Source organism: Klebsiella sp. K-3, assembly GCF_051207495.1.
Lineage (GTDB): Bacteria > Pseudomonadota > Gammaproteobacteria > Enterobacterales > Enterobacteriaceae > Klebsiella > Klebsiella aerogenes.
On sequence record NZ_JBPNXF010000006.1, the window covers coordinates 138,811 to 152,139 of the forward strand.

General features: G+C 54.9%; 13 protein-coding genes. 7 read left to right on the forward strand and 6 right to left on the reverse strand.

All coding sequences use genetic code 11. The features are described 5' to 3' along the window. The first annotated feature begins 19 nt into the window (after positions 1-19). Both yiaB and yiaA read left to right on the forward strand, forming a co-directional pair. Positions 20-397 carry an inner membrane protein YiaB gene (yiaB, locus tag ACSEMK_RS11190; protein ID WP_113374015.1) on the forward strand — a complete coding sequence of 126 codons (378 nt, stop codon included), beginning with the start codon at positions 20-22 and terminating at the stop codon, positions 395-397. A gap of 34 nt (positions 398-431) precedes the next feature. After that, on the forward strand, positions 432-872 hold the full coding sequence (gene yiaA / locus ACSEMK_RS11195) for an inner membrane protein YiaA (protein ID WP_087858970.1): 441 nt from the start codon (positions 432-434) through the stop codon (positions 870-872). 35 nt (positions 873-907) lie between these two features. Here the strand turns inward: yiaA and ACSEMK_RS11200 are convergent, their stop codons facing one another. Continuing rightward, a complete protein-coding gene (locus tag ACSEMK_RS11200; RefSeq protein WP_316425030.1) occupies positions 908-1,903 on the reverse strand; it encodes an acyltransferase in 996 nt (331 codons plus the stop codon). Positions 1,904-2,088: 185 nt separating this feature from the next. Between ACSEMK_RS11200 and ACSEMK_RS11205 the strand changes: the two genes are divergently transcribed. The 4 genes from ACSEMK_RS11205 to ACSEMK_RS11220 all read left to right on the forward strand — a co-directional run bounded on the left by ACSEMK_RS11205 (position 2,089) and on the right by ACSEMK_RS11220 (position 7,365). Continuing rightward, entirely contained in the window at positions 2,089-2,385 is a 297-nt protein-coding gene (locus ACSEMK_RS11205) for a YsaB family lipoprotein (RefSeq protein WP_430914946.1), read from the forward strand. Between the two features lie 137 nt (positions 2,386-2,522). Beyond that, the gene (gene glyQ, locus ACSEMK_RS11210) at positions 2,523-3,434 is read left to right on the forward strand and encodes a glycine--tRNA ligase subunit alpha (RefSeq protein ID WP_001168551.1); all 912 of its coding nucleotides are present in this window, start codon (positions 2,523-2,525) and stop codon (positions 3,432-3,434) included. Positions 3,435-3,443: 9 nt separating this feature from the next. Further along, positions 3,444-5,513 (forward strand): glycine--tRNA ligase subunit beta, encoded by a 2,070-nt coding sequence (gene glyS, locus ACSEMK_RS11215; RefSeq protein ID WP_411325325.1) that lies wholly within the window; start codon positions 3,444-3,446, stop codon positions 5,511-5,513. Positions 5,514-5,745: 232 nt separating this feature from the next. Further along, positions 5,746-7,365 (forward strand): ABC-F family ATP-binding cassette domain-containing protein, encoded by a 1,620-nt coding sequence (locus ACSEMK_RS11220; protein ID WP_430914913.1) that lies wholly within the window; start codon positions 5,746-5,748, stop codon positions 7,363-7,365. Positions 7,366-7,462: 97 nt separating this feature from the next. On the opposite strand, the gene cspE is transcribed toward ACSEMK_RS11220, so the two are convergent. From cspE to ACSEMK_RS11235, 3 genes are all read right to left on the reverse strand, one after another. Beyond that, entirely contained in the window at positions 7,463-7,675 is a 213-nt protein-coding gene (cspE, locus tag ACSEMK_RS11225; RefSeq protein WP_000014594.1) for a transcription antiterminator/RNA stability regulator CspE, read from the reverse strand. A 264-nt stretch (positions 7,676-7,939) separates the two neighbouring features. Then, positions 7,940-8,230 carry an HTH-type transcriptional regulator gene (locus ACSEMK_RS11230; RefSeq protein WP_087858974.1) on the reverse strand — a complete coding sequence of 97 codons (291 nt, stop codon included), beginning with the start codon at positions 8,228-8,230 and terminating at the stop codon, positions 7,940-7,942. Positions 8,231-8,474: 244 nt separating this feature from the next. Then, on the reverse strand, positions 8,475-9,833 hold the full coding sequence (locus tag ACSEMK_RS11235) for an MFS transporter (RefSeq protein WP_087858975.1): 1,359 nt from the start codon (positions 9,831-9,833) through the stop codon (positions 8,475-8,477). 434 nt (positions 9,834-10,267) lie between these two features. On the opposite strand from ACSEMK_RS11235, the gene ACSEMK_RS11240 reads away from it, so the two are divergent. Further along, positions 10,268-10,978 (forward strand): DUF3053 domain-containing protein, encoded by a 711-nt coding sequence (locus ACSEMK_RS11240; RefSeq protein ID WP_316425032.1) that lies wholly within the window; start codon positions 10,268-10,270, stop codon positions 10,976-10,978. 66 nt (positions 10,979-11,044) lie between these two features. Here ACSEMK_RS11240 and ghrB read toward each other — a convergent pair whose 3' ends face one another. Both ghrB and ACSEMK_RS11250 read right to left on the reverse strand, forming a co-directional pair. Next, a complete protein-coding gene (ghrB, locus tag ACSEMK_RS11245; RefSeq protein ID WP_395226689.1) occupies positions 11,045-12,016 on the reverse strand; it encodes a glyoxylate/hydroxypyruvate reductase GhrB in 972 nt (323 codons plus the stop codon). Between the two features lie 24 nt (positions 12,017-12,040). Continuing rightward, positions 12,041-13,321, reverse strand: a complete 1,281-nt coding sequence (locus tag ACSEMK_RS11250) for an MFS transporter (RefSeq protein WP_087858977.1) — start codon at positions 13,319-13,321, stop codon at positions 12,041-12,043. Between the last annotated feature and the right edge of the window lie 8 nt (positions 13,322-13,329).

Below are 13,329 nucleotides of genomic sequence, written 5' to 3' on the forward strand. Positions count from 1 at the left end.
CCATGGCCAGGGAGGCGCAATGAGATTAAAACGTACGACGGCAAGATTAGTCATGCTGCTGGGCTCGCTGGTTTACTTAATCGGTATCTGGCGAACGTGCCCGCTATTCAGCGGCAAAGGTTACTTTCTTGGTGTACTGGTGATGGGAATGTTTGCCGTACTTACGCATCAGCGAACGGAGCTGGAAGCGCAGCGAGACGATGATTTTATCTCTCTGTGCCGGCTGGTGCTGTTGCTATCGGTGGGATTGCTGCTGGTCGGCGCCTGGTTTGTCCCGGCGCCGTGGCGTGAAAAAAGCATCTACGTGGTGGCATGGTTTGTCTGTATGTATGGCGCTTCAGCGATATCTTATCCCGCCAGACTCGCGGATAAAGCTCGCAATAGCTCAGTGGAATAAGCTGTCAGTCGACAGCGAAGAGAGGTAGTCAGCAATGGAAATGAAAGCGACGACATATTCACCCGCGTTTCACCTGATCTCATGGATTGCGCTGGTGGGCGGTATCCTCGTGTATTTGATTGGCCTGTGGAATGCGCCAATGGAGCTCAATGAAAAGGGCTACTATTTTGCCGTATTGGTGCTGGGTCTTTTTTCCGCCGCTTCTTATCAGAAAACGGTTCGTGATAAATACGACAAAATTCCAACCACCGCTATGTATTACATGTCCTGCTTGATCGCTTTCGTGATTGCGGTGGGTCTGCTGGTGGTGGGATTGTGGAACGCAACGCTGATGCTAAGCGAGAAAGGCTTTTATGGCCTGGCATTCTTTTTGAGCCTGTTCGGCGCGGTAGCAGTACAGAAGAATATTCGCGATGCCTGGGATCGCTCGCCGCTAAGCGAGGGGAGCGCAGTAACAGAAGAGACCGCGGAGTAATCGACGGCGCCCGCGTTAAACGGCGGGCGCTTTTTTTAGCTCACTAACCGGCGACGGTCAATTCGTTGAACCAGTATAGAGAGCGCCAGGCTACCCAACAGCGCGGCGGCGAAAATCCATGCAATATCCAGTAATGGCCAGCGGTTAAGTTCCAGGCCACTTGCGCGTAGCGCGTGTATAAACAGCGCGTGAAAACCATAAATGCCTAATGAATGTCTGGAAATTAACGCAATACCCGGAAGCTCACGGCTATTGAGGACGTTTTTGCCCAGCGTAAGCAACGAGGTCGCGCAGACAAACACTGCCGGCCCGCAGTACAGATACCAGGTATCGCCGAAATCACCGCGCCATTGCAGTTCATGCAGCGTGCCGCGTGAAATGACCCACACCGCGGCGGTAAACAGCAGCGCGCACAGCAGGGTTAACCCTCTTCGGTCGGTATTCATGGCGCCGATCGCCCGGCCCAGTATTCCGTACAGTACGTAGTAAAAGGTATCGCCGTTGATGTAGAGGTTTACCGGTAGCCATTCAATGCCGCCGGCTTTAATGCTTACCGTATTGGGGTTGGCGATGAGGCCAATCACCAGCATCAGCGCCAGCAGCATTTTGCCGCTGACCTGCTTCACCTGAATCAGCGGTGAGAGCAGATAAATCACCACAATGGCAAAGAAAAACCACAGGTGATAAAACACCGGCTTTTGCAGTAAATTTTTTAATGACAGCTCAACGTTGATATGGGTAAACAGGGTGATATAGAGCAGCGCCAGCGCGCTGTAGAACAGAATGCACAGTCCGATGCGCAGATAATGGCGCGGCTGGGCGCTGCGCTCGCCAAAAAACAGATAACCTGAAATCATGAAAAAAAGCGGGACGCTGACGCGCGATGCCGAGTTAAGCAGGTTAGCGATATTCCATTCAAACAAGCTGATGCTATGAGGATGGGTAATGTACCAGGTGGTGCTGTGAATCATCACGACCATCAGACATGCTATGCCGCGCAAGTTGGTAATCCAGCTTATTTTTTCCTGCATCTGTACCTCATTGGCTCCTGCGTAAAAAGAGTCTGACTCCCGTAGTTTGTCGTCATCACAATGGAATATTCTGAGTTTATCGCCACACTCTTGTAGAGCATCCGCGAGATTCGCAAAATGTTTGTCTGGTTTTACATGGTCTGCACGATAACAATTGGCTAACAAGGCGGTTGAGAAAAATGGTGATGAAATATTTCGTATCTGCCCTGGTGGCGCTGCTGGTTGGCTGCAGCCAGACACCTGCTCAACCTGTCCAAAAAGCGCAAAAGGCACGTATCACGCCGCAAACGACGCTGAACATGGAGAAACTATGCAAGGATCAGGCGGCGTTACGTTATAGCACAGACACCCGTCGCGTCGACGTTAATCATTTCGAGCAGTTCCAGGCAAGCTATGAGCTTTCCGGCCTGACTTCGCGGAATGAGCGTTTTATCTGTTCTTTTGATCCGGACGGCCAGTTTTTGCATCTTTCTATGCGCTAAATGCGGCTTAAACGCCGCATGATGGCGCCGCTTTGCTCAAATTTCGCTAAACAAAGGCGTTTCATACTGTATATCTCGCAGCCAGCGGGTATACTGATCCCTTCCTTTAAATCCACACGTATCCAGCACGAAATAATATGCAAAAGTTTGATACCAGGACCTTCCAGGGCCTGATCCTGACCTTACAGGATTACTGGGCTCGTCAGGGCTGCACCATTGTTCAACCACTGGACATGGAAGTCGGCGCCGGCACCTCCCACCCGATGACCTGCTTACGCGCGTTGGGGCCAGAGCCGATGGCGACCGCTTACGTGCAGCCATCTCGTCGCCCGACCGACGGTCGCTATGGCGAAAACCCGAACCGCTTACAGCACTATTACCAGTTCCAGGTGGTGATTAAGCCGTCTCCGGACAACATTCAGGAGCTGTACCTCGGATCTCTGAAAGAGCTGGGTATGGACCCGACTATCCACGATATCCGCTTCGTTGAAGATAACTGGGAAAACCCGACGCTGGGCGCCTGGGGGCTGGGTTGGGAAGTGTGGCTGAACGGTATGGAAGTGACGCAGTTCACTTACTTCCAGCAGGTTGGCGGCCTGGAATGTAAACCGGTGACCGGTGAAATCACTTACGGCCTGGAGCGTCTGGCGATGTACATCCAGGGCGTGGACAGCGTCTACGATCTGGTCTGGAGCGATGGTCCGCTGGGCAAAACCACCTACGGCGACGTGTTCCACCAGAACGAAGTGGAACAATCCACCTATAACTTTGAATATGCGGACGTAGACTTCTTGTTCACCTGCTTCGAGCAGTATGAGAAAGAAGCGCAGCAACTGCTGGCGCTGGAAAACCCGCTGCCGCTGCCAGCCTACGAACGTATTCTTAAAGCCGCCCATAGCTTTAACCTGCTGGATGCGCGTAAAGCCATCTCCGTCACCGAGCGTCAGCGCTATATTCTGCGCATTCGCACCCTGACTAAAGCAGTGGCAGAAGCTTACTATGCTTCCCGTGAGGCCCTTGGCTTCCCGATGTGCAACAAAGATAAATAAGAGGCGGCCATGTCTGAGAAAACTTTCCTAGTGGAGATCGGCACCGAAGAGCTGCCACCAAAAGCACTGCGCAGCCTGGCTGAATCCTTCGCTGCCAACTTTACTGCGGAACTGGACAACGCTGGCCTTGCGCACGGCGCCGTCGAATGGTTTGCCGCGCCGCGCCGCCTGGCGCTGAAAGTGGCGAATCTGGCCGCCTCGCAGCCGGATCGTGAAGTCGAAAAACGCGGCCCGGCCATTGCCCAGGCGTTTGACGCGGAAGGTAAACCAAGCAAAGCGGCCGAAGGCTGGGCGCGTGGCTGTGGTATTACCGTCGATCAGGCTGAACGTCTGACCACCGATAAAGGCGAATGGCTGTTGTATCGCGCCCACGTTAAAGGTGAAAGCGCGCAAACGCTGCTGCCGAACATGGTTGCGACCTCGCTGGCGAAGCTGCCAATCCCGAAACTGATGCGTTGGGGCGCTTCCGACGTTCACTTCGTGCGTCCGGTACACACCGTAACCCTGCTGTTGGGCGATCAGGTTATCCCGGCGACCATTCTGGGTATCGCTTCCGACCGTATCATTCGCGGACACCGTTTTATGGGCGAGCCGGAATTCACCATCGACAATGCCGACCAGTATCCGCAGATTCTGCTGGAGCGCGGTAAAGTGATGGCGGACTACGCCGAGCGTAAAGCCAAAATCAAAGCGGATGCTGAAGCGGCGGCGCGTAAGATTGGCGGTAACGCTGATCTGAGCGAAAGCCTGCTGGAAGAAGTGACCTCTCTGGTCGAGTGGCCGGTAGTGCTGACGGCGAAGTTTGAAGAGAAATTCCTCGCGGTGCCATCCGAAGCGCTGGTTTACACCATGAAGGGCGACCAGAAGTACTTCCCGGTCTACGCTAATGACGGCAAACTGCTGCCGAACTTCATCTTCGTGGCGAATATCGAGTCCAAAGATCCGCAGCAGATCATCTCTGGTAATGAGAAGGTCGTTCGTCCGCGTCTGGCCGATGCCGAGTTCTTCTTCAATACCGACCGTAAAAAACGTCTGGAAGATAACCTGCCGCGTCTGGAAACCGTGCTGTTCCAACAGCAGCTGGGAACCCTGCGCGACAAGACCGATCGCATTCAGGCGCTGGCGGGCTGGATTGCCGAACAAATTGGCGCTGACGTTAACCATGCGACCCGCGCGGGTCTGCTCTCCAAGTGTGACCTGATGACCAACATGGTCTTCGAGTTTACCGACACGCAGGGCGTGATGGGTATGCACTACGCGCGTCATGACGGCGAAGCGGAAGATGTCGCAGTGGCGCTGAACGAGCAGTATCAGCCGCGTTTTGCCGGCGATGCGCTGCCGTCTAACCCGGTTGCCTGCACGGTGGCTATTGCCGACAAGATGGACACTCTGGCGGGTATCTTCGGTATCGGCCAGCATCCGAAAGGCGATAAAGACCCGTTTGCGCTGCGCCGCGCCGCGCTGGGCGTGCTGCGTATCATCGTTGAGAAGAACCTGAATCTCGATCTGCAAACGCTGACCGAAGAAGCAGTGCGTCTGTACGGTGAGAAGCTGACTAACGCCAACGTCGTTGATGACGTTATCGACTTCATGCTGGGCCGCTTCCGTGCCTGGTATCAGGACGAAGGCTACGGTGTTGACACTATCCAGGCGGTACTGGCGCGTCGTCCGACCCGCCCGGCGGATTTCGATGCGCGCATGAAGGCCGTATCGCACTTCCGTACGCTGGAAGAGTCCTCCGCCCTGGCGGCGGCAAACAAACGCGTATCCAACATCCTGGCGAAATCCGACGAGACCCTGAACGATATCGTTCATGCCTCGGTGCTGAAAGAAGCGGCGGAAATCAAGTTGGCCGGTAATCTGGTGGTGCTGCGCGATAAGCTGCAGCCGTACTTCGCCGAAGGCCGTTATCAGGATGCGCTGATTGAGCTGGCTGCGCTGCGCGAGCCGGTTGATGAGTTCTTCGAAAATGTGATGGTTAACGCTGAAGACAAAGATGTTCGCATCAACCGTCTGACGCTGCTGTCCAAACTGCGCGAGCTGTTCCTGCAGGTTGCGGATATTTCACTGCTGCAGTAACTATCTCGTGAGAGGTTAAAAGCCTGCCATCCGGCAGGCTTTTTTTTGCCTTATTGCCATGGTGAAAAAATAATCTTGAAATCCAGGCTCAGGCCTGGCTATCCTATGCCCCGACGAATCCCTCGTCTCACTGGAGCGCACACGACAAATGAACAAACACGACTGATGAATTTCACGCCTTACCTCGCAGAGGCTGCGGGTAGGGGAGTATTGATTTCATTCAGGAGTGCTTATGGCTCATTGCGCCCACACCCCCTCTTTTGTTTTACATCAGGTCACCTGTCAGTTCGCGACGGGACAGACGCTTTTTGGCCCGCTGAATTTATCGCTGGAACCGTTGCGTTGCGGCCTCGTTGGTCGCAACGGCGTTGGCAAAACACGCCTGTTACGTCTGCTGGCGGGCCTCGATTCTCCCTCCGGCGGGCATATTGAACGATCGGTTTCCGTTGCCTGGGTGGCGCAGCAGCCGACCCTCATGGCCGGAACCACCATTGCCTCGCTATTGGGTTATGCACCGCTATTTGACGCCTTGTCCCGTCTTGAACAGGGGAAAGGGCTGGCGGATGACTTCGAACTGTTAGATGGTCGTTGGGATCTGCCCGATCGCCTGAGTTCAGCCTTTCGCGATGCCGATCTCCCGGCATTCTCCGCCGATCGTCCCGCTTTTTCGCTCAGCGGCGGCGAACGAATGAAGGCGCTGCTGTGCGGCGCGTTAGTTTCCGGCGCGGACTATCTGCTGCTGGATGAACCTACTAATCATCTCGATCGTCAGGGCCGGGAGTGGCTGTATCAGCAACTGGAAATCTGGCGGGGCGGGGCATTAATCGCCAGCCACGACCGTGAATTACTGGCTCGAATGTCGAAGATTATTGAGCTGACGCCGGCGGCGCTGCGCAGCTACGGTGGTAATTATGCCGAATATCAGCAGCAGCATGAAGCGGAGCAACAGGCCGCCCGCTCGGCGCTGGAGCATGCCGCAATCGAACGGCGGCGCACCCGGGCGCGGATGCAAAAGGAGCATGATGCGGCCCAGCGGCGATCGGCGCAGACGCTGCGTACCGTCGATGCGCTGAATATCGCTTCTTTCGAACGCGTGAAGTACAAAGGGGCGGCAAAAGAGCGTCCGGGAACGCTGCGCCGTCAGCATCGAGAGCAGAACAGTAGCCTGAATGCCGCCGTGCAGCAGGCGCGGGAGCGGGTAGAAGAAGATAATCCGGTGATGTTTACGCTGCCGGGCAGTGAAGTGGCCGCCGGCAAGCAGGTACTGGTGCTGGAATCACTGCAGTTAGCTCACTCATCCCCCGCGCCGCTCGACTGGCGGGTGGATGGCCCGATGCGAATTGCGCTAAGGGGGCCAAACGGCTGCGGCAAAACAACATTGTTGAAAACCCTGATGGGGCTGGAGCAGGCAACTGCTGGCGACGTTCGGCTGTCGGTGAGCGCGGCGTATCTCGATCAGCATCTGACGCAGCTGGATTTATCACTATCGGCAATGGAGCACTTGAACTTAGGAAACACTCCGCTGGATGAAGGAATGCTGCGTAGCCGTCTGGTGCAGCTCCGGTTGGGGGCTGACAAGGTGAGTCTTCCGCTAGCGGCGCTAAGCGGCGGCGAACGACTGAAAGCGGCGCTTGCCTGCGTGCTCTGGCGGCGGGACTCAACCCAACTGCTGCTACTGGATGAGCCAACCAATCATCTCGATCTGGCTTCAACGCAGGCGATTGAAAGCGCGCTGGCGGCGTTTCCCGGCGCTATGCTGGTGGTATCGCATGACGAGGCATTTTTACAAGGCCTGAAATTGACCCATAGCCTGGAGTGGCGGGATACGGGCTGGCATTTTGCCGCCCTCTGAATGACAACAGGCGCCATCTGCTGATGGCGCCTGTTGATGACAGATAAAAAAAATCCCCGCCATAAGGCAGGGATTTATTATTCTTAGCGGCTTGAACTTACAGAGAAGTTACGTTGCCAGCTGCCGGGCCTTTAGCGCCGCTTTCGATGGTGAAGGAAACTTTCTGACCTTCGTCCAGGGATTTGTAGCCATCGTTCTGGATAGCGGAGAAGTGTACGAACACGTCTTTAGAGCCATCGTCAGGAGTGATGAAGCCGAAGCCTTTGTCAGCGTTGAACCATTTTACGATACCAGTCATTTTACCGGACATAGTGAATTACCTTTAAAAAAATTAGTGAGCCTTGCGGCGTAGTGGTCTGGACTACAGATTTAAAGCGATAAAGGGAAAGTTCACTACGGGGATATCTAATGGATAACCTTTGAAGGACTGCTCTATTCGACTGCTCTGTGGTCTGTAAATCAAACCTGCGAGCATTAACGCATGTTCTCAGTCGGATAGCAAACTTTTTTTCATCAGGATATAAAACGGCCCTGCATCAGGACCGTTACCAAAAGAAGATAGTAAACCAGTTTTTCAATCTATTAGCTGCCTTGAGAGCTGCGGATTGGCCATCATCAGGCGCATCAGTTTGAGCTCAGTGGATGACGGTTTAACCCGTCGCGACTCCCACTCTTCAACCATCGCAACGCTGACGCCCATGGCATTGGCGAAATCATCGGTCTTAAGTCCTGTGCCCTTACGCAGCTGTTCAAATTCATTAAAAACGCTTGGGGTACGGGCAAGCGTGGCCGTTTGCGGCTGATCTTTAAAAACAATTTGTTCCAGGTTACTCAACAAATCAAATACGGGATCTTTATATTCCATTGAGAGCTCCTATTCTGTCTCACTGCGGAGAGGAAAATACATCGAGCCATTTAAGAATAGTCGTAAAAGCAAGGAAAATAATAACCACTGTGATTATTTGTTAGCGTGGTTTCGTTAATCACCCGCAAAAGAGGCGGGTGTGAAAGCTAAGGTGATGATTACTAACATCGACAGCGGCTTTGGAAAATTTATGTAAATGATGGTTAGCGGAAGAAAAAGCCAGCACAGGCGCTGGCTGGATTGATTAGGCTTTCTGTAGGTTTTTACCGTCATTTGGCTTAACGGCAGGTTGGCGCTGGCTCATTTTGTATTTCACTACCAGGGCGATGGCGGATAAAAACGCCGGGATCGCCAGCATCGTGAAGATGGTCTCAAACGACAATTGCGCCTGCATCAGGAAAGCGCCGCTGAAGGCACCGAGGATCCCGCCGAAGCGGCCGATACCGAGCATCCAGGCAACGCCGGTGGCACGGCCCTGGGTTGGATAGAAACCAGCAGCCAGCGCCGGCATTGATGATTGCGCGCCGTTCATAATGCTGCCGGCGATAAACACCATTACTCCCATCAACAGCAGGTTGCTGGTTGAGAATCCGACCAGGCAAACAAAGACGCCGGTGAGCAGCCAGCCGACGGCAACCACCTTGTTAGGGTTGATCTTGTCCATTAGCGCGCCGAGGATCAGCACGCCAATCCCGCCGCCGAGTGGGAACAGGGCGGTGATGATAGAAGCCTGGCTCATCGAGGCTCCGGTTTCACGGATCAGCAGCGGTAGCCAACTGGTCAGCAGATAGAAAATCAGCAATCCCATAAAATAGGTCAGGCACAGCATCACGGTGCCCACGGCGTAGCGCGGGGAGAAAATCACGCCAATGGCTGACTTTTCCTTCACCTGGCCTGCTTCACGTAGCTCAAATTCAACCGCATCCGGCAGCGGCGCGATACGCTTCAGGATAGCGGCGATCCGCTGTGCCGGCTGTCGTTTCACGACCATATAGCGGGCGGATTCCGGCAGCAGGAATATTAACGCTACCGCCAGCAGCAGCGGCATCACGCCGCCAAGCACCAGCACGCTTTGCCAGCCATAATGCGGGATCATCCAGGCTGACAGAAACCCTCCCAGCGACGACCCCATCGGAAAGCCGACGAACATCAGGTTTACCATCAGCGCGCGGCGGCGTTCCGGAGCATATTCGCTCATTAGCGTCGCGGCATTCGGCATTGCCGCGCCTAAGCCCAACCCGGTGAGGAAGCGTAATAATGTCAGCTGGTTAAGGCTGCTGGCAAACGCGGTTAACAAACTAAAGCCGCCGAATACCAGGATCGACATAATCAACACTTTCTTGCGGCCAATACGGTCGGCGAGCGGCCCGGCCGTCAGCGCGCCGACGGCGAGCCCGACCAGAGCGGCGCTCATTACCGGGCCCAGCGCGGATTTCTCAACGCCCCATTCCTGTACCAGGTCTGAGGCGATAAAACCAATAATCGCGGTATCAAATCCGTCCATCGCGACGGTAATAAAACATAAGGCGAGAATCATCCATTGGTACTTCGTGAATGGATGTTCGTTGATAAAAGCCTGAATATCGATGGTTGTTTTCTTCATACGGCATTCCTGGCAGGCTGAGCGGGGGACAGAGGTATTGTTATAGTCTCCCTCGCTGTCATTGATGTTGTTTGTGCGATAATCGAACATAACGCCGTTAATCGCTCATTAATCAAACCATTGAACCTGCCTGTAGACAATGCGCCGCCTTCAGGAAGCGTGCGATTATCGTCCGCTTTGCCCATTTATTTGGCTGGTGATTTCATTAATTTTAATTAAATCAAAAAGATATTTACTATTTTTGCGGGTTACGTTATCGCGTTAAATGTGATGAACTTAACAGCGGGCCTGGCTTACGCGGGAGGCGAAAAAGGGCGTTTTCCGCGGTAAGATTATCAGGAAAGGGTATCCTGCAAGCCCGTCCTGGACTATCCTTGTCAGCGTCTGGCACGCGTGTGCCTGTTTGCGCTTTTTTTGGCTGAAGGAGTAAAAAAATGGCGACAGGAAAGTCCTGCTCTCGCTGGTTTGCGGCCGTTGCGGCCATATTAATGGTGGTTAGCCTGAGTGGGTGTTTTGATAAAGAAGGCGATCAGCGCAAAGCGTTCATCGACTTCCTGCAGAATACGGCGATGCGTAGCGGCGAACGTCTGCCAACGCTTACCGCCGATCAGAAAAAACAGTTCGGCCCCTTCGTTTCCGATTATGCGGTGATTTACGCTTATTCACAGCAGGTCAGCCAGGCGATGGATGCGGGTTTGCGCCCGGTGGTTGATAGCGTTAACGCCATTCGCGTGGCGCAGGATTATACCACTCAGCGTGAACCGCTGCGTCAGGCTAACGGCGCGCTGGGCGTGCTGAGCCAGCAGCTGGAAAACGCCAAAATGCAGGCCGATGCTGCGCATGGCGCGCTGAAGCAGGCTGAAGACCTTAAGCCGGTTTATGACCAGGTGTTTAATAAAGTCGTGACGGCGCCGGCGAATGCGCTGCAGCCGCTGATCCCGGCCGCGCAGGTCTTTACTCAGCAGCTGGTCCAGGTGGGTGATTTTGTCGCTCAGCAGGGGACGCAGGTGAGCTTCGTGGCTAACGGTATTCAGTTCCCGACGTCTCAACAGGCGAGTCAGTATAATGCGCTGATTGCTCCGCTGGCCGCTCAGCATCAGGCCTTTAATCAGGCCTGGACGGCGGCGGTTAACGCCACGCGTTAATCAATATATCGCTGTTCTCCCGGCTGACTGCGCAAACGCCGTCAGCCGGGCTTTTCCTTTCCTCGCTTACTTCACCTGCGGGTTCACGCAGTTCTTCTCTACCTTGCCGTTCAACGCGTCAATCAGATTGTCTACCGCGCAGGCCGCCATGTTATAGCGGGTCTCGTGGGTCGCTGAACCAATATGCGGCAGCGCGACCACGTTCGGCAGTTTCAGTAATGGCGAATCTTTTGCCAGTGGTTCATGTTCAAAGACATCAAGACCGGCGGCGTGAATCTCACCGGCCTGCAGCGCCGCAATCAGCGCCTGCTCGTCAACCACCGGACCGCGCCCGGCGTTAATGAAGATGGCGGAAGATTTCATTTTGGCAAACTGCGCTTCGCCGAACAGGTGATGGGTCTCTTCGCTCAGCGGCAGGATCAGGCAGACGAAATCCGCTTCCTGTAACAGGGTATCGAGATCGCAGTAGCGGGCGTTAAAGCGCTCTTCCGCCTGCGGATGCTGACGACGCGCGTTATACAGAATCGGCATGCCGAAACCGAAATGCGCGCGCTGCGCCAGCGCCATGCCAATGCGGCCCATGCCGACGATGCCTAAGGTTTTATGGTGCACATCGCAGCCGAACCAGTCCGGCCCGATGCTTTTGGTCCATTCGCCCGCTTTCACGCGTTCAGCGACCTCAACCACCCGACGCGCGGTGCTCAGTACCAGCGCCATCACCGTATCGGCGACGGTTTCGGTCAGCACGGTCGGCGTATGCATCAGCAAAATCTTGCGCGCGTTCAACGCATCGACATCAAAATTGTCGTAGCCGACGGAAACGGTAGAGGTCGCACGCAGCTTCGGCATTTTCTCCAGTAACGCGGCGTCAACCTTTTCACTCGAACCCAGTAAACCTTCCGCCTGGGCGAAGGCCTCCGCGTGTTGCGAAACGGTTCCCGGACGCAGGTTTTTCACCTGGGTGACGGAAAAATGTTCCTCCAGACGATGTAACAGGTCGTCGGGAAGCGTTTTATAGAGAATGACAGACGGCTTCATGCGAATCTCCGTAGCGTAAGTAGTTCAGGCGTGATGAGCGCCAAGCGGAAGTTTTTGATTCTTAGCAGGCTTAACAATTAAAGTAAGCCATACCGAGGCGAAAAGCGCCACACCCATGAAAATGTACGAGGCGGACGGACTGCCGGTTGCGCCGTTGAGATAGCCGACGAACCACGAGCCAAAGAAGGAACCCAGCGCTCCCATACTGTTGATCAGCGCCATCGCGCCGCCGGCGACGTTGCGCGGCAGCATCTCCGGGATAATCGCAAAGAACGGGCCATACGGGGCGTACATGGCCGCGCCGGCGATCACCAGCAGGGTATAAGAGACCCAGAAATGGTTGGCGCCGACGGCCCACGAGCCGATGAACGCCAGCCCGCCAATGAGCAGCAGCGGCCAGACAAACAGCTTACGGTTCTGCATCTTATCGGAAGCCCAGGAGACGGCGATCATCGCAATCGTTGCCGCCAGATAGGGTACTGAAGAGAGCCAGCCTACCTCGACCATCCCCATGTTTTCGCCGCCGCTGCGGATGATTGACGGCAGCCACAGTACGAAACCGTACACGCCAATGCTCCAGGCGAAATATTGCATACACAGCAGTACCACGTTGCGTGAACGGAAGGCTTCGCCATAGTTACGCACCGCTTTGATACCCTGCTGTTCGCGCTCCAGCTGTTCCTGCAGCGCCGCTTTTTCACTTTCCGCCAGCCAGTTCACCTGCGACGGTTTGTCTTTCACCAGTACCCACCAGCAGAAGGCCCAAATCACCGCAGGGATCCCTTCAAGGATAAACATTTCACGCCAGCCGAAGGCCTGGATCAGATAACCCGATACGACCGACATCCACAGTACGGTGACCGGGTTGCCGAGGATCAGGAAGGTGTTGGCGCGCGAGCGCTCTGATTTTGTGAACCAGTTACTGATGTAAATCAGCATCGCCGGCATGACCGCCGCTTCCACCACGCCAAGGATAAAGCGGATGGCCGCCAGCGCCGGAATGTTATGCACTACGCCGGTCAGCGAGGCGCAGCCGCCCCAAAGGATCAGACAGATAAAGATAAGTTTACGCACGCTGCGGCGTTCGGCGTAAATTGCCCCAGGGATTTGGAAGAAGAAATATCCAAGGAAGAAAAGAGCGCCAAGCAGCGATGAGATGCCTTTAGTGATGCCAAGGTCTTCGGTAATGCCCGCGGCCGATGCAAAGCTGAAGTTGGCGCGGTCAAGGTACGCCAGGCTATACGTGATAAACACGATAGGCATGATGTACCACCAACGTTTTGCTGCATTTGTTGAACTGTTCATAGGCTTGC